The sequence below is a fragment of the Nocardia sp. MDA0666 genome (assembly GCF_003023875.1).
Lineage (GTDB): Bacteria > Actinomycetota > Actinomycetes > Mycobacteriales > Mycobacteriaceae > Nocardia > Nocardia aobensis.
This window is the reverse complement of record NZ_PYHT01000023.1, coordinates 90,211-106,739: the sequence shown is the minus strand read 5'-3', so window position 1 is coordinate 106,739 and position 16,529 is coordinate 90,211. Positions and strand designations below refer to the sequence as shown.

Below are 16,529 nucleotides of genomic sequence, written 5' to 3'. Positions count from 1 at the left end.
GGGCCGGCGTGCGCTGGGGACGCGGCGGGGGCGGGAGCCTGCGGGGTGACCGGGCCGGCGTACGGCGTCGGGGTCGGTGTGGTGGTCGTTCGATCACCGAATTGGGGTAGTGGAATCTCGCTGGGTAGTCGCACCCCCGGCGGGGCGGGTAGGCCGGGCGGCACGGGAATCGACTTCGGCAGCGGGAGCTTCCGCAGGTCGGACAGCCGCAGATCCGGCAGGTTCAATCCGGTGAGTTCGCGCAGTGGCAACACGATGTCGGGGGCGGACGCCAAGGCCACCTCGGCGAGTTGCGCGGGTATCGCGGCGAGGTCGCTGTCACCCGCTGGGCGATAGCCGGGAGCGTCGCGCAGTGTCAGCGTCGCGAGTGGGGCGGCAACCGCGAGAGTCGCGACCACGGGCAGGACGACGGAACGTTTCGGGCGGCGGTACGGCACGAGCATCTCCCATTCAGGTAGAACCGGTGACCGTCAGCGGGGAACAGGGGTGGGGCGCGGGGTTGATTCCTGACGGATCGATGGTCACACTAGTCCCAAATGCCTCAGATCTAAACCTTTGGTTGAGGATTAGAGCTAGGATAGCTCGAATGTAACTTTCCAGTAGCCACGCAAGGTCCGGACATGCCGAGCGAGCGGTGCGTTCGATCAACCACCCGGCTCGCCGAACCCGTTGGGAGGCACGATGGCTCACCCCCGCCCGAGTGTGCGCCGGGACGGCCGATCGGCGCTGTCCGCACACCATAGGAGGGTTCGATGACCCGGACCGAAGCCCCTCGGACCGGCTCCGCACCGCCGGATCGCCCGAGCACCACACCCGCGGACGGGGTGGCGGGCGGATTCACGAGCCGACTCCGGCGCCGGCGCGGTGGACTGCTGCGTCGGCGGCGAATGCGGCGCGGTGCGCTGATCGGCTTGGTCGTGGTTCCGGTGACCGGCGGAATCGTCGTCGCCTTCGCGGTGCCGATGTTCGGTTCCGGTACTCGCAACGCCGCCTATCAGGCGGCCGCGGGTCCCGGGCACGGGCGCGGGATGAGTCAGGTCGGCGCGTTCGACCAGGCCACCGCGGGCGCGACGGCCGACGGCATCCTGGCCCACTACTACCCGGGCGCCCAGCTCGGGACGATCGGGCCGACCACGGTGCGGGTGCGGCTCACGGTCTACGACAACGAAACCCTCGACGTGTACTCCGATTCCGGGCTGACCGTCGCCGGCCGTCGGGTGGTGGCGGGACAGGCCGCGCACCTGACCCCGACGCCCGACGGCGGCGCGAACGTCGTGGTCACCATCGGTTGTGACGGTGATGTGCTGTGGCAGGGTTCCACCGACGACCCCTGGGCCTACCCCGCCGACCCGGGATCCGACCGTCCCGAGGCCGAACATCTGAAGGTGTGCGACGGCTCGAGTTTCCGCGGGGCACTGGGCGTTACGCAGGACAACGGACAGCCGGCGACGGTGAACCAGCTCGACGTCGAGGACTATCTGCTCGGTGTGGTCCCGGCCGAGATGGAGGCCGAATGGGCCGATAAGGGTGGTGCGGAAGCGCTACGGGCGCAGGCGATCGCGGCCCGCTCGTACGCTCTGGCCGAACACCGCTACCCGTATGCCCAGACCTGCGACACCACCGACTGCCAGATGTATCCCGGCACCGACAAGGAGGATCCGCGCGCGGCCGACGCGGTCCACGCCACCGCGGGCCAGGTCCTCATGCGCGACGGCCATATCCTGCGCACGGAGTATTCGGCGGCGCCCGGCGGCGGGCAGCCGATCGACATCACCACCCTCGAGGTCGGGCCGACGCCCGCCGAACTGGAAGCCGCTCCGGCCGTGCCCGAAGCTCCGGCCGCACCCGCGCCGGCGGTCCCCGAACAAGCGGTCCGCGGCAATTCCGCCATCGATGTGAAGTACGCCGAAAGCGGCGGCGCGGCAGGGCCTTTGGGCGACCCGATGGGGCCGGAGTCGTTGCTGCCCGGCAAGGTCGGAACCTTCCGCCTGTACAAGGGCGGTGTCATCATCGCCACCCCGACCCTCGGCGCCCAGATCGTCGATTACGCCCGCCTCCTGCAGATCGCGCCGCAGGTGAGCCAGAGCGCGGGGGAGGACGCCGGAGCGCAGGCCGCGGCTCCCGGCGGCACCCACCCTCCGGGGACGGCGGCGACTCCCACCCCGCCACCGGCTCCTAGCGGGCAGGATGTGCAGACCCGCCCGGGCCCGGCGGACGCGGCCGGTACTCCGGCTGCCGCGACCGGATCACCCGTCGGCCCGCCCGCCGCGGGGATCGCGGCGCCGGACCACACCGCAACACCACCGGCTTCCCGACCCGAATAAGCGGCGGACCGCTGCCGCGTCGCTCGCCGGATGTGACACAGCCGGGTATGCCGTCGTCCCGGCCGGAGCGGGGCGCAACGTGTGGTCACCCCCTCGCTCAACCCAGCGAGGTGTCGTCCAGTGATTCGGAGAGCCGGCGGAGCAGGTCGGCGAGTTGGTCCAGTTCGGTTCGGCTCATCCCGGACAGCAGGCGGATCTCGTTGTCGACGTGCAGCGGCATGACCTCGTCGATCACGTCACGGCCGTGGTCGGTCAGCTGGACGCGAATGGTTCGCCGGTCCCTCGCATCGGGAACCCGGCGGACCAGATCCTTGGCGGCCATGCGGTCGATGCGATTGGTGATCGCACCCGAGGTCACCATGGTGGCTTTGATCAAGTCACCGGCCGTGAGGCCGTCGGGCCCACCGGAGCGGCGCAGCGTGGACAGCACGTCGAACTCCCCGTATTCGAGTCCGTAGCGGGCGAAGAACTCCTTCATCTCACGCTCGAGCCGGCGGCCCATGCGCTTCAACCGGCCGATGACGTGGGTCGGCCAGACATCGAGGTCGGGGCGGACGCGACCCCAGTCCGCGACGATCCGGTCCACGGCGTCGCTCACAGCGCTCTCCTCCCGTGCGAATATCTCAACGTTCAGATACTTGACATCAAGACACTCTCTGGTGTCCGATTATCTCAACGTTGAGATTATCAATGAGGAGATACCGTCATGACAGGTACCGCCGCCGCCCGCGGCTCGACTGCCGCGATCCTCGCGATCACCGGTCTGGCGCCGCTGGTGTGGGGGACGACGTACGCCGTCACCACCGAATTCCTGCCGCCGGAGCGGCCGATGTTCACCGCGCTGATGCGAGCCCTCCCGGCCGGATTGGTGCTGCTGGGCGCGACCCGGGTGCTGCCGCGCGGCCGCTGGATCGGCCGTGCCGCCCTGCTCGGCGTGCTCAACATCGGCGCCTTCTTCCCGCTGCTGTTCCTCGCCGCGTACCGGCTGCCCGGCGGCGTGGCGGCCGTATTGGGTTCGGCCGCACCGCTGTTCGCGCTCGGCTTCGCGGCGGTGCTGTTGCGGTTGCGGCCGAGCGGTCGCAAGGTGCTGGCCGGAGCGATCGGCATGCTCGGGGTGGCGCTGGTGGTGCTGCGGGCGAATGCCGCCCTGGACACGATCGGCGTGCTGGCCGGGCTGGCGGGTGCGGCATCGATGGCCGCGGGAACCGTGCTGACCGGTCATTGGGGACGGCCCGAAGGTGTCGGCCCGCTGGCGTTCACGAGCTGGCAACTGACCGCGGGCGGGGTGGTGTTGCTGCCGTTGGCCCTGATCACCGAGGGCGCGCCGCCCGCGCTGGACGCCCCGGCGATCGGCGGATATCTCTATCTCGGCGTGCTCGGCACCGCGGCCGCGTATGCCCTCTGGTTCCGTGGCCTGGCTCGGGTACCGGCCACATCGGTCGCCTTCCTGGGCCTGTTGAGTCCGCTGTCCGCGGCGGTGATCGGCTGGCTCGCGCTCGGGCAGTCGCTGACTCCGCTGCAGGTGCTGGGCATGGTGATCGCCCTGGGCGGCACGGTGCTGGGGCAGGTGGGCGATCACGCGAAGCCGCCGTCTGAGCACTCGGAGCCGCTCTCGCCGTCGGTCACCGACGCGCCCGAACTCGCCGACCCCCGGCAACTTTCATCGATCGAGGAGTGAAAAACCATGCGTATCACCGTTTTCGGCGCAGCGGGCATCGCGGGCAGCCGCATCGTGCGCGAGGCGCTGTCGCGCGGCCACGAGGTCACCGCGGTCGGCCGCGGCGAGCGTTCGGGCGATCTGCCCGCCGCGGCGAGCTTCCGCACCGCCGACGCTACCGACCCGGCCCAGGTGAAGGATGTCACCGCCGGTAGCGATGTGGTCATCAGCGCGACGCGGCCGCGCCCCGGGCGCGAATACGAATTGGCGGATGTGGCCGCGGCGCTGCTGGACGGATTGCGCGGCACCGGAATTCGCCTGCTGGTCGTCGGCGGCGCGGGCGATCTGATCGTGCCCGGCACCGGCACGACAGTCATGCAACGGCCGGATTTCCCGCCGGACTGGCGTCCGATCGCCCTGGCCTGCCACGCGCAACGAGAGGTGTTCCGCAGCGCGACAACCGATGTCGACTGGACCTATCTCAGCCCACCCGCACTGCTCGAGCCCGGCGAACGCCGCGGAACCTACCGGGTCGGCGCCGACGAACTGGTCACCGACAGCACGGGCGCCTCGCACATCTCGATGGAAGACCTCGCCGTCGCTCTCCTCGACGAGGCCGAGGAGCAGCGCCACACCCGCACCCGCTTCACCGTCGCCTACTGAAGTACCGGACCGAACACGTTCTCGGACATGGCCTTATCCCACCCATAAGGATCAGCCAACCGCTCCGGCGACGATAGGTGACATCGGTGAGCCGGCTTCCCCCGTGATGCGGGTTCACCTCGTACCGACGTCGTCGGCAGGCGGTAGAGTGCCTGCCCGAGAGAAGGGGGAGGCCGATGAGCTATCCGTACGGGCCCGGCTACGGGGGGAACGGCTATCCGCCGGCGGGCTACCCGCCGCCCGGGTATCCGCCCGCGGGATATCCGGCGCCGGGCTATGCGCCCTACGGTTATCAGGAGCCGCGCCCGAGCGGGGGTGCGGCGATCACCGCGGGAGTCTTCGCACTCCTGCTGGCGCTACTGGCAGCGTTCGGGATCATCGGTTTGCTCAGTGCGGCGAGCAGTGTGAGCCACTCCTACGGCTCCTACCGTTCGCACAGCAGCGGTTCGGCCGACATCTTCTACATCATGGCCGCGGTCGACGGCCTGATCGCGCTGCTGTGGGCCGTCGGCGGAATCATGCTGATGAACCACAAGAATGCCGGGCGGGTGATGCTGGTCGTGCTGTCCTCGCTCGGACTGCTCGGCGGTCTCGCGGGAATCGTGATGGCGCTGGCCAACGGCGTGCCCGCGGCGTCGATCGGCGGAATCATCGGACTGCTGTTCGCGGTGCTGATGTTGAGCCTGACGCTGTCCGGTTCGGCGAAGCGGTGGTGCGGCGTGGGCATGCCCGCCTATCCGCCCGTGGCCTACTACGGTCAGCCGCCCTACCCGTACTGACACGGGCGGCGGACATGGCTTCTCCGTATATACAGCCCGGCTACGCGCCGATACCGCCGAAACCGGGCGGTGTCTACGTCAACCCCCGATGACACCTTGGTGAACACCTCCCGGCCCCTCGCGGCGATATTCCGCTACCCGTCCCGGTCCGCGCACGGCCGTGACCACCATCCCCGCCGGCGAGACCTACGGCGTGCAGACGTGGTGACCCGCTACGGCTACGCTGGGCTCCCGTGACCGTCGCAGCTCCCTTCGATCTGATCGTCGTCGGCTCCGGATTCTTCGGGCTGACCGTTGCCGAACGCACCGCCAACCTGCTGGGTAAGCGGGTGCTCGTGATCGAGCGCCGCTACCACTTGGGCGGTAACGCGTATTCGGAGGCGGACCCCGAAACCGGAATCGAAATCCACAAGTACGGTGCCCACCTGTTCCACACCTCCAACAAGCGAGTGTGGGATTACGTCAATCAGTTCACCGAGTTCACCGGTTACCAGCATCGGGTCTTCGCGATGCACAAGGGACAGGCCTACCAGTTCCCGATGGGTCTGGGGCTGATCTCGCAGTTCTTCGGACGTTATTTCGGTCCCGAGGAGGCGCGCGCGCTCATCGCGGAGCAGTCCGCCGAGATCGAGACCAAAGATGCCGCGAATCTCGAGGAAAAGGCGATCTCGCTGATCGGCCGCCCGCTCTACGAGGCGTTCGTCCGCGATTACACCGCCAAGCAGTGGCAGACCGACCCCAAGGAACTGCCCGCCGGCAATATCACCCGGCTGCCCGTGCGATACACCTTCGACAATCGCTATTTCAACGACACCTACGAGGGTCTGCCGGCCAACGGTTACACCGCCTGGCTGGAGAAGATGGCCGAATCGGATCTGATCGAGGTGCGCCTGAATACCGATTGGTTCGAGGTTCGCGACGAAATCCGCGCGCAGAATCCGGACGCGCCCGTCGTCTACACCGGCCCGCTGGACCGTTACTTCGACTACAGCGAGGGCGAACTGGGCTGGCGCACCATCGATTTCGAGACCGAAGTGCTCGAGACCGGCGACTTCCAGGGCACCTCGGTGATGAACTACAACGACGCCGATGTGCCGTTCACCCGCATCATCGAGCCGCGCCATTTCCACCCGGAGCGTGACAGCTATCCGGAGGACAAAACCGTGATCATGCGCGAATTCTCTCGCTTCGCGCAGACCGGCGACGAGCCGTACTACCCGATCAACACCCCGGAGGACCGCGCCAAACTGCTGGCCTACCGCGAGCGGGCGAAGAACGAAACCGCCACGGCCAAGGTGGTTTTCGGCGGGCGTCTGGGCACGTACCAGTATCTCGACATGCATATGGCCATCGGCAGCGCGCTGAGCACCTTCGACAACGTGCTGCGCCCGCATCTGGAATCCGGCGCACCGCTCACGGCCGGCGATTCCGAGTAATGTGCCACCGGCCCGTACCGCGGATGCAGGAAGTGAAATGACCGCACAAGTGACCCTCGAGGATATGAGCACCGAGACCCGCGCGAAATCCCTGCTGCAGCGCATCATCCTGCCTCGCCCCGGCGAGCCGCTGGATGTGCGGACGCTGTATCTGGAGGAATCGGCGACGAACGCGCGCCGCGCTCACGCTCCCACGCGCACCTCGCTCTCCATCGGCGCCGAATCCGAAGTGTCGTTCTGCACCTATTTCAATGCGGTGCCGGCCAGTTACTGGCGGCGCTGGACCATTCTGGAATCGGTCGTGCTGCGCCTGGACCTGTCCGGGCACGGCCGGGTGGACGTGTACCGCTCCAAGGCCGACGGCTCCCGAATCCACGTGCGCGGCAATGAATTCGCTACGACCACGGCGGGCCGTGAATCGCTCACCGCACCGGCCGATGTGACCACGGTCGAATTCGAGGTCGAGCTGGCGCCGTTCGAGGACGGCGGCTGGATCTGGTTCGACATCACCACCGATTCCGCGGTCGAATTGCGCAGCGGTGGTTGGTACGCGCCGATCGAGGCGCCCGGTGAGGGCAGCATCGCGGTGGGCATGCCGACCTTCAACCGGCCCACCGACTGTGTGAACACCCTCGCGGCCCTCGGCTCCGATCCGCTGGTGCTGGAGAAGATCACGGCCGTGATCATTCCCGATCAGGGCAATCGCAAGGCCATCGACGAACCCGGATTCGCCGAGGCGGCCGCGGTTCTCGGCGATCGGCTCGCGATTCACGATCAGCCGAATCTCGGCGGTTCCGGCGGTTACAGCCGCGTCATGTACGAGGCGCTGAAAACCACGGACGCGCAATACATCGTCTACATGGACGACGATATCGAGATCGAGCCGGACTGCATTCTGCGCGCACTGGCCTTCGCCCGTTTCTCCCGCACCCCCACGCTGGTCGGCGGGCAGATGCTGAATCTGCAGGAGCGCTCGCATCTGCACACCATGGGCGAGGTGGTCGACCGCGGTATCTGGATGTGGACCGCGGCGCCGAATGTCGAATACGACCACGATTTCTCGAAATATCCGCTGCGCGACCGCGACAATTCCAAACTGCTGCACCGGCGCATCGATGTCGATTTCAACGGCTGGTGGACCTGCGTGATTCCGCGCGTGGTGGCCGAGCAGATCGGTCAGCCGCTGCCGCTGTTCCTGAAGTGGGACGACGTGGAATACGGGCTGCGCGCCCGGGCGGCCGGATATCCGACGGTCACGCTGCCGGGTGCGGCGGTGTGGCACATGGCGTGGAGCGACAAGGACGACGCCATCGACTGGCAGGCCTATTTCCACCTGCGCAATCGCCTGGTGGTCGCGGCCCTGCACCTCGGCAACGACGGCCGCCCGATGATCGTGAACACGGTCAAGGCGACGCTGAAACATCTGCTGTGCCTGGAATATTCGACGGTTGCCATTCAGAACCAGGCGATCCGCGATTTCCTCGCCGGACCGGACAAGCTGTTCGAACTGCTGCCCACCGCCTTGGGGCAGGTCGCCACGATGCGGAAGGAATTCCCCGACGCGGTGATCGTCGGCTCCTCGACGGACCTGCCGCTGCCCAGCGGCGCCGATGTGGGTGCGGTCGGTGAACCGTCGAATCCGCTGGCGAAGGTCGTCCGGCTCGGCAAGGGCGTGGTGCACAACCTGCGCAAGGCCAAGACCGAACATCACGACCGCCCCCAGTTGAACGTCCCGACCCTGGACGCGCGTTGGTTCCTGCTCTCGCAGGTCGACGGGGTTACCGTGACCACAGCCGACGGGCGTGGTGTGGTGTACCGCAAGCGTGATCCGCGTCAGGCCCGGGAGTTGTTCGCCGAGGCGATGCGGTTGCGCCGGGAACTGGCCGCCCGATTCCCGGAGCTGCGGGAGCGGTACCGTGCCGCACACGCCCGCTTGACCAGCACCGCGGCGTGGGAGAACGCGTTCGGAATCGACACTAGTGAGGACAAATGACCGCCCCAGCCTCCTCCGATCCGGCAGGCGCCCCGCATCTGCAGGTAGTGGCGGACCCCGAGGTGCCCAAACCCGCGGAGGTCAAGATCCTCAACGCGGTGCAGGGCGCCATCGGCACGCCGCCGGTGATCAAGGCCGCGCGCGGGATGTCGCATTTCGGTGAGCACGCGCTCGGCTGGATGGCCATCGGCGCCGCGGGTGCACTGGTCGACAAGTCCCGCCGGCGCCAGTGGGCCGGAGTCGCGGTCGGTGCCTTCGGGGCGCACGCCGCCTCGGTCGTCATCAAGCGCATCGTCCGCCGCCCGCGCCCGCACGACCCGTCGGTGCAGGTCAACGTGTCGACGCCGAGCAAACTGAGCTTCCCGTCCTCGCACGCCACCTCCACGACGGCGGCGGCCGTGTTGCTCGGGAAGTTGACCGGGCTACCCTTGCCTGCGGTGCTCGTGCCGCCGATGCTGCTCTCCCGGGTCGTTCTGGGAGTGCACTATCCCTCCGACGTGCTCGCCGGATCCGCTCTGGGTGCGGCATCCGCCGCAGCCGTGCTAGCCGCCGAAAAGAGATTCGCCAGTGACCGCACAGGAAAGAACCCTCGCTGATATGAGTGAAGAGCCGACCGGCACCGACCTCGACGAAGCCGTCCTGAAGGGTCCGCCGAAGACGCTGGCCGGCGGAATCGTCAAGGCCGTGCGGCCACGGCAGTGGGTGAAGAACGTCCTCGTGCTGGCGGCGCCGCTGGCCGCCGGTAAGGATGCGGCCTCCGGTGCGTACGTGCTGGCGGATGCGACCGTGGTCGCCCATATCGCGATCGCGTTCATCGTGTTCTGCATGGCGGCCTCGGGTATCTACCTGGTCAACGACGCGCTCGACGTCGAGGCCGACCGCGCCCACCCCACCAAGCGATTCCGGCCCATCGCGGCCGGCATCGTGCCGGTGAACCTGGCGTACTCGCTCTCGGCGGTGCTGCTGGTCGGCTCGATCGCGGGCTCGTTCCTGGCGTCCTGGCATCTGGCCGTCGTGATGGCGGTCTACATCGGCATTCAGCTGGCCTACTGCTTCGGCCTGAAACATCAAGCGGTGCTCGACATCTGCATCGTGTCCTCGGGCTTCCTGCTGCGCGCGGTCGCCGGTGGCGCGGCCGCCGACATCCGGCTCTCGCAGTGGTTCCTGCTGATCATGGCCTTCGGCTCGCTGTTCATGGCGGCGGGTAAGCGCTACGCGGAGTTGAAGATCGCGCTCGACACCGGCGCCAAGATCCGCAAGTCGCTGCAGTACTACACACCCACCTACCTGCGCTTCATCTGGACCCTGTCGGCCACCGCGGTGGTGGTCTTCTACGGGCTGTGGGCCTTCGAAACCGATCACAAGCACACCCAGTGGTTCGCGATCTCGATGATTCCGTTTACCATCGCAGTCCTGCGCTACGCGGTCGACGTCGATGGCGGCGAGGCCGGGGAACCCGAAGAGATCGCGCTGGGGGATCGCATATTGCAGCTCCTGGCCATCGCCTGGATCGGAGCGGTAGGTGTCGCTGTCTATCTCACCTGACGAGATGCTGGTAGCGGGAGACGAACACGGGGAGGGGGCAGACGCGGAGGCGTCCGATCGCGCACTACAGCGCGACGGCGATGCCGCGCGCCGCTTTTCGGTGCTCTCCCGCACGGTATTCGTCGGTGGGGTGCTCGTCACCGTCGCGTTGTTCGGTATCGGTGCCTGGCAACGGCGCTGGATCGCCGACGACGGCCTGATCGTCCTGCGCACCGTGCGCAATCTGCTGGCCGGAAACGGCCCGGTCTTCAACGCCGGCGAGCGGGTGGAGACCAATACCAGCGCGGCCTGGACCTATGTGATCTGGTTCTTCAGCTGGATCAGCGACGCCCGGCTCGAATACGTCGGTCTGGCTGTCGCGCTGACCCTTTCGCTGCTGGCCGTCGTCTTCGCCATGGTGGGTTCGGCGCGGTTGTGGCGTCCGTTCACCGCCACCGCGCCGACGCTGCTGCTGCCCGCCGGTGCGCTGGTCTACATCGCCGTGCCGCCGGCTCGCGACTACGCCACCTCGGGCCTGGAGAACTGCCTGGTCATCTTCTGGCTCGGCGTGCTGTGGTGGTTGCTGCTGCGCTGGAGTCAGGACGAGAAGCCCGGCCTGGCGCAACTTCTCGTGGCCGGCTTCTGGGCGGGTCTGTGCTGGGTGGTCCGGCCGGAGATGACCGTCATCGGCGGTCTGGCCCTGCTCATGCTGTTCTTCGCGCCGGTGCCGCGTACCCGGTTGCGCCCGCTGCTGATTCGCGCGCTGCTGGTGGCGGTCGCCGGCGCGGTGCCGGTCGGTTATCAGATCTGGCGCATGGGCTATTACGGCCTGCCCTATCCGAACACCGCGGTGGCCAAGGAGGCCGGCGGTGCGAAATGGGGTCAGGGCCTGAAATATCTGTGGGATCTGATCGGCCCGTACTACCTGTGGATTCCGCTGGTGATCCTCGTCGTGGTGGCCGCGGTGCTGCTGCGCGGCAGGCGCCACCGGACGACCGGCCCCACCGTTGCCGCCGATGCCGGGCGATGGGTCCGGCTGCGGCGGTGGCTGCGCTCCCCGGCCGCGGTGGTGACCCTGATGGTCGGCGGCGGCCTGCTGCTCGTGCTGTTCAACATGCGGGTCGGCGGCGACTTCATGCACGGCCGCATGCTGCTGCCGCAGCTGTTCTGCCTGCTGCTGCCGGTGTCGGTGCTGCCGGTCCGGTTGCCGGTCGGCGAACGTTCCGCATGGCTGCGGTGGTCGTTCGCCCTGCCGCTGATCGCCTGGGCGGGGACGGTCGGCTGGGCGCTGTTCGCGGCCAACACGACCGCCGACACCTCGGGCGGGCAGATCAGCGCCTCGGGCATCGTGGACGAGCGGATCTACTACGTCCTCAACAGCGGGCACGACCATCCGGTACTGGCCGAGGACTATCTGGACTACCCCCGCATGCGGGCGATGCTGCAGGACATCGCCGCCACACCGGACGGCGGACTGTTGATCAACTCGCCGTCGTTCATGATGTGGTACGTCGCGCCGCCGCCGCTGCCGATTCCGCCCGGCGGGTACGGACACACCGTCTACTTCCTCAACCTGGGCATGACCAGCATGAACGTCCCGCTGAGCGTGCGCGTCATCGACCAGGAGGGGCTGGCCTATCCGCTGGCCGCCCATACCGACCGGCTGGCCGACGGACGTATCGGACACGACAAGAACCTGTATCCCGACTGGGTGGTGGTCGATACCGGTATGGTCGACCAGCATCCGTGGATGCCGTGGTTCCTCGACGAGAAGTGGGTACGCCAGGCGCGGACCGCGCTGTCGTGCCCGGCCACCCAGGACCTGCTGGCCTCCTACCGAGCGCCGCTGACCTGGGATCGGTTCAAGCACAACGTCATCCAGTCGCTGCATTTCGCGAAGTACCGCATCGACCGGGTGCCCAAATACGAGATCCAACGTTGCCACCTGGTGGACCCGACGACACCGCCTCCGGTGCCGAACTAGACCGCCGACGGCAACGAAGAAGTCGTGTATTAGTCTCGGTTTGATAACGCCGACGTATCGATTTCACGATACGCTCGGTGACGGACGTCCGTCGGGGGCGCATCTCCGCATGCGCACGGGTGATCATTCGCAGAGAAGAACAGCGGTCGGACGGGCCGCGCTACGGGAAAGGCCGGACAGGGTATGCGAGGCGTGACTGTGCGATGGGTGCAGCAGAGACGTCGGAGACGGTCGCAGCAGCCGTCGGCGCCTCATCGAACCGGATGGCTCAAGCGGTCCGCGGTGGGCGTTGCCTTGGCGACGTTGCTGCCGTTCGGGGTGTCGGTGGCAGAGGCCGGACATGCGGCCGCGGCGTTCAATCCGACGGGTATCGACTTCTGGGTCGATTCGTCGATGGGCCCGATCAAGTCGCGCATCTTCCGTGCGGCCGACGGCAACACCGGACGGGTGGTGTACGCCCTCGACGGTATGCGCGCCCAGGGCGACATCAGCGGCTGGGAGAAGGAAACCAACATCATCCCGGCGTTGGTCAACGCCAACATCAACGTGGTGATGCCGGTCGGCGGTCCGTCGAGCTTCTACGCCGACTGGAACGCGCCGAGCAACTTCTTCGGAATCGATACCGGCTCGGTCGGCTCGTCCGGCTCGGCCTCGACCGGCTCCGCGATGACCGGTTCCTCGAACTACAACGAGACGCTGGGCAAGGTCAACACCTACAAGTGGGAAAGCTTCCTCACCCAGGATCTGCCCAACGCCCTGAGCGCGCGGATGGGCTTCAGCTCGCACCGCAACGGCGTCTTCGGCCTGTCGATGGGTGGTAGCGCCGCCCTGACGCTGGCCGCGTACCACCCGGACCAGTTCAGCTACGCCGGCTCGTTCTCGGGCTACCTGAACATCTCGGCGCCGGGTATGCGTGAGGCCATGCGCGTGGCGATGCTGAGCGCCGGTGGATACAACATCGACGCGATGGCTCCGCCGTGGGGCCCGCAGTGGTTGCGGATGGATCCGTTCGTGTTCGCACCGCGGTTGAAGGCCAACAACACTCGACTGTGGGTCGCGGCCGGCAGCGGCATTCCGTCGGCGCAGGACGCGGTCGCCCCGCTCGACATCATCCAGGGATCGCCGCTGGAGGCCTTGGCGCTGGCCAACACCCGCGCCTTCCAGGTCCGCATGATGACCCTGGGCGCCGGCAACGTCACCTACGACTTCCCGAATGTGGGTGTGCACAACTGGCACAACTGGGAGGACGAGGTCTACCGGATGCTCCCGGATATGTCGGCCAATATCGGCTGATCTCAGCACGACTCGCAGCCCCGCGGCGGACTTCCGCTGCGGGGCTGCGTCGTATCAGACGTGTGCCGCAGATCACCTTTCGGACTATTTCCGTGTTGAATCATTTGGTCGCGCTACCGGATCACCGATACTCGATTGGTATCGAAGAACCCTCAGTACAGCGGCGAGTGCCTTCGCCGGAACGCTTGTGTCTGTGTTGTCCGGAATGAGCGGTGGCTCGTGCGGTGTGGGATCGGGTGCGACCGCCGCTTCAGGTGAAAGGTCGTGTCGATGCGATTTGCGCACAGGAAGCCGTCACTCGGAGGTAGGTCCGGTTTGTGGCTCAGGCGCTCGGCGTTGGGCATGGCATTGGCCCTGTTGCTGCCGCTGGGAGTTTCGGTTCTCGGCAACGGCGCGAGCGCGTCGGCGGCATTCGACCCGTCGGGGTTCGACTTCTGGGTGGATTCGCCGGTCATGGGTGCGGTCAAGTCCCGGGTTTTCCGGGCGAAGGACGGCAACACCGATCGTGTGGTCTACGCGCTCGACGGTTTGCGGGCACCGCAGACGCTCAACGGCTGGGAGATCGAGACGAATGTCGCCCAGGTCCTGACCGATTGGAATATCAACGTCGTGATGCCGGTCGGCGGCCAATCCAGTTTCTACGCGGACTGGAATGCGCCCAGCTCGTTCTTCGGCGTCCCGCCGGGCAATTTCGGTTCGGTCAACACCGGATCCGGTGCGACCGAAACATTCCTAGGCGGGCCGGGGAAGGACTATCGCTACGACTGGGAGACGTTCCTGACCGGTCAGTTGCGCAGTGCCCTGCGGGATCGGCTCGGCTTCCGGGGTAGTCGCAACGGCGCCTTCGGATTGTCGATGGGCGGTAGCGCCGCGTTGACGCTGGCGGCGTATCACCCGGACCAGTTCAGCTTCGCCGGATCGTTCTCGGGATATCTGAACAATTCCGCCCCCGGTATGCGCGAGGCGATTCGGATGGCGATGATCGACGCCGGTGGTTACAACGTCGACTCGATGGCTCCGCCGTGGGGCCCGCAGTGGCTGCGGATGGACCCCTTCGTCTTCGCGCCTCGCTTGATCGCCGACAACACCCGGCTCTGGATCGCCGCCGGCAGTGGTGTGCCGTCCCAGGAGGACTTGGGCCTGCCACTACCGGCGGCGGCCGACCACATCATGCGCGGTGCGCCGCTGGAGGTGCTGGCCTTGGCGAATACCCGTGCCTTCCAGGTACGGATGATGACGCTGGGCGCGACCAACGTGGTGTATTCGTTCCCGAATGTCGGTGTGCACGACTGGTTCAACTGGCAGGCCGAGGTATACCGGATGATTCCGGACCTTTCGGCGAATATCGGCTGAACATCCTCCACCCCCGGGCCCCGGCCGAAACCGCCGGGGCCCGTGGCATGTTGGGCGTTTCCTGGTGGAATTCACCGGCGCACTAGTTGATTCGTCATTTCACGCTGTCATTTCCGTGCGGACGCGATAGGGTCACTGCACGATTACGAATGGCGCACGGGCGGATTTCAGCCACCCGGCGGGGTCCGTGTTGCTAACGATTGGGCGGTCGAATATCGTCCAGCGAGCGCAAGTGTGACCGTTCGTAGCCGCGGCGTCGCTCATGTCGAAAGGTCGGGTTCGACGTGAGCGCAGATCATGCCGTCGCTGACGGAAGTGGTCGTGGCGCGGCGACAACAGCAGACAGCAGCAGAAAGAGAGCAGTATCCATGCGTTTCGGCAGGTCGGCCGCGCCGGTTTCGCATTCGGCGCTCGCGCCGGAGTCAGCCCCCAGAGGGCGGCGAGGCGCTCAGCGTGGTTGGCGCACACGTCTTCTCGCTGCGGGTGCCGCGATGGCACTCCCGATCGCGGCGGGCATCATGGCTCCGGCCGCCATCGCCGCTCCCGTTCACGCACCCGTGCATCAGACACCCGCGGGCGGCTACGACGAACTGATGGTTCCGTCGAGCATGGGCCCGATCAAGGTGCAGGTGCAGTGGGCGCGCAACGGCGGTAACGCCGCCCTGCTGCTGCTGGACGGCCTGCGTGCTCGCGACGACCGCAACGCGTGGTCGTTCGAGACCAACGCGCAGCAGATGTTCGGCAACGACAACGTCACCCTGGTGATGCCGGTGGGTGGCCAGTCCAGCTGGTACGCCGACTGGCAGGGCCCGAGCAACACCAACGGCCAGAAGTTCACCTACAAGTGGGAAACCTTCCTCACCAAGGAACTTCCGGACTTCCTCAGCAATTACGGCGTGGAGCGGACCAACTACGCGGTCGCCGGCCTGTCGATGAGTGGTCCGGCGGCGTTGCGCCTGGCGGCATTCCACCGCGACCAGTTCAAGTACGCGGCCTCCTTCTCGGGCCCGCTGAACTGGAACGCTCCGGGTATGCGCGAGGCGATTCGCGTGATGATGCTCGATGCCGGCCGCTTCAACGTCGACTCGATGGCCGCGCCGTGGAGCCCGCAGTGGCTGCGTTCGGACCCGATGGTGTTCGCGCCGCAGCTGCGTGGTCTGCCGATGTACATCTCGGCCGCCAGTGGTCTGCCGGGTCAGTACGACCACCCGAACGGCCTTGTCGGTGCGTTCAACACCGGTAACGCCATGGGCATCGAGTTGATCTCGATGGTCAGCACCCACTCGTTCAAGGCTCGACTGGACTCGCTGGGCATCCCGGCCGCCTACGACTTCCCGCCCACCGGCACCCACGCCTGGCTCTACTGGCAGGACGAGCTGGCCAAGGCTCGCACGGGCATCCTGGCCGCACTGAACGCCTGATCAAGGGCCGCAACAGCAACTGAACTCGGCGCCGCGCAGATCCGATCTGCGCGGCGCCGATGTGTTGCGGGCGGCCCCAGGTTGCCTTGTGCGCTGCCATTT

13 protein-coding genes and 1 pseudogene are annotated in these 16,529 nt (G+C 67.1%); 12 read left to right on the top strand and 2 right to left on the bottom strand.

What is annotated here, in order from left to right; all coding sequences use genetic code 11:
* A pseudogene (locus C8258_RS26140) lies at positions 1-443 on the bottom strand (hypothetical protein); the annotation flags it as partial.
* 309 nt (positions 444-752) lie between these two features.
* Between C8258_RS26140 and C8258_RS26135 the strand changes: the two are divergent.
* Positions 753-2,324, top strand: coding sequence for a SpoIID/LytB domain-containing protein (locus C8258_RS26135; RefSeq protein WP_233225345.1), 1,572 nt, complete (start codon positions 753-755; stop codon positions 2,322-2,324).
* A gap of 97 nt (positions 2,325-2,421) precedes the next feature.
* Here C8258_RS26135 and C8258_RS26130 read toward each other — a convergent pair whose 3' ends face one another.
* The gene (locus C8258_RS26130) at positions 2,422-2,922 is read right to left on the bottom strand and encodes a MarR family winged helix-turn-helix transcriptional regulator (RefSeq protein WP_063009946.1); all 501 of its coding nucleotides are present in this window, start codon (positions 2,920-2,922) and stop codon (positions 2,422-2,424) included.
* Between the two features lie 108 nt (positions 2,923-3,030).
* Here C8258_RS26130 and C8258_RS26125 point away from each other — a divergent pair, with 108 nt between their 5' ends.
* From C8258_RS26125 to C8258_RS26075, 11 genes are all read left to right on the top strand, one after another.
* Positions 3,031-4,002, top strand: coding sequence for an EamA family transporter (locus C8258_RS26125; RefSeq protein WP_106957432.1), 972 nt, complete (start codon positions 3,031-3,033; stop codon positions 4,000-4,002).
* A 6-nt stretch (positions 4,003-4,008) separates the two neighbouring features.
* Complete coding sequence (locus tag C8258_RS26120) at positions 4,009-4,644, top strand: NAD(P)-dependent oxidoreductase (RefSeq protein ID WP_106957431.1); 636 nt, start codon at positions 4,009-4,011, stop codon at positions 4,642-4,644.
* Positions 4,645-4,820: 176 nt separating this feature from the next.
* Positions 4,821-5,423 (top strand): hypothetical protein, encoded by a 603-nt coding sequence (locus tag C8258_RS26115; protein ID WP_106957430.1) that lies wholly within the window; start codon positions 4,821-4,823, stop codon positions 5,421-5,423.
* Between the two features lie 233 nt (positions 5,424-5,656).
* Positions 5,657-6,859: a UDP-galactopyranose mutase gene (gene glf / locus C8258_RS26110; RefSeq protein ID WP_106957429.1), complete on the top strand. Its 1,203-nt coding sequence runs from the start codon at positions 5,657-5,659 to the stop codon at positions 6,857-6,859.
* Positions 6,860-6,896: 37 nt separating this feature from the next.
* Positions 6,897-8,852 (top strand): glycosyltransferase, encoded by a 1,956-nt coding sequence (locus C8258_RS26105; protein ID WP_106957428.1) that lies wholly within the window; start codon positions 6,897-6,899, stop codon positions 8,850-8,852.
* Positions 8,849-9,448, top strand: a complete 600-nt coding sequence (locus C8258_RS26100; RefSeq protein WP_106957427.1) for a phosphatase PAP2 family protein — start codon at positions 8,849-8,851, stop codon at positions 9,446-9,448. The genes C8258_RS26105 and C8258_RS26100 overlap by 4 nt, the downstream gene beginning before the upstream one ends.
* 1 nt (position 9,449) lies before the next feature.
* Positions 9,450-10,397, top strand: a complete 948-nt coding sequence (locus C8258_RS26095) for a decaprenyl-phosphate phosphoribosyltransferase (protein WP_036497014.1) — start codon at positions 9,450-9,452, stop codon at positions 10,395-10,397.
* 4 nt (positions 10,398-10,401) lie between these two features.
* Positions 10,402-12,360: a flagellar motor control protein ZomB gene (zomB, locus tag C8258_RS26090; RefSeq protein ID WP_106957426.1), complete on the top strand. Its 1,959-nt coding sequence runs from the start codon at positions 10,402-10,404 to the stop codon at positions 12,358-12,360.
* Positions 12,361-12,642: 282 nt separating this feature from the next.
* Positions 12,643-13,653, top strand: a complete 1,011-nt coding sequence (locus C8258_RS26085; protein ID WP_233225344.1) for an alpha/beta hydrolase family protein — start codon at positions 12,643-12,645, stop codon at positions 13,651-13,653.
* Between the two features lie 342 nt (positions 13,654-13,995).
* A complete protein-coding gene (locus C8258_RS26080; RefSeq protein ID WP_233225343.1) occupies positions 13,996-15,006 on the top strand; it encodes an alpha/beta hydrolase family protein in 1,011 nt (336 codons plus the stop codon).
* 491 nt (positions 15,007-15,497) lie between these two features.
* The gene (locus C8258_RS26075) at positions 15,498-16,427 is read left to right on the top strand and encodes an alpha/beta hydrolase family protein (protein ID WP_036497019.1); all 930 of its coding nucleotides are present in this window, start codon (positions 15,498-15,500) and stop codon (positions 16,425-16,427) included.
* Positions 16,428-16,529 lie beyond the last annotated feature (102 nt).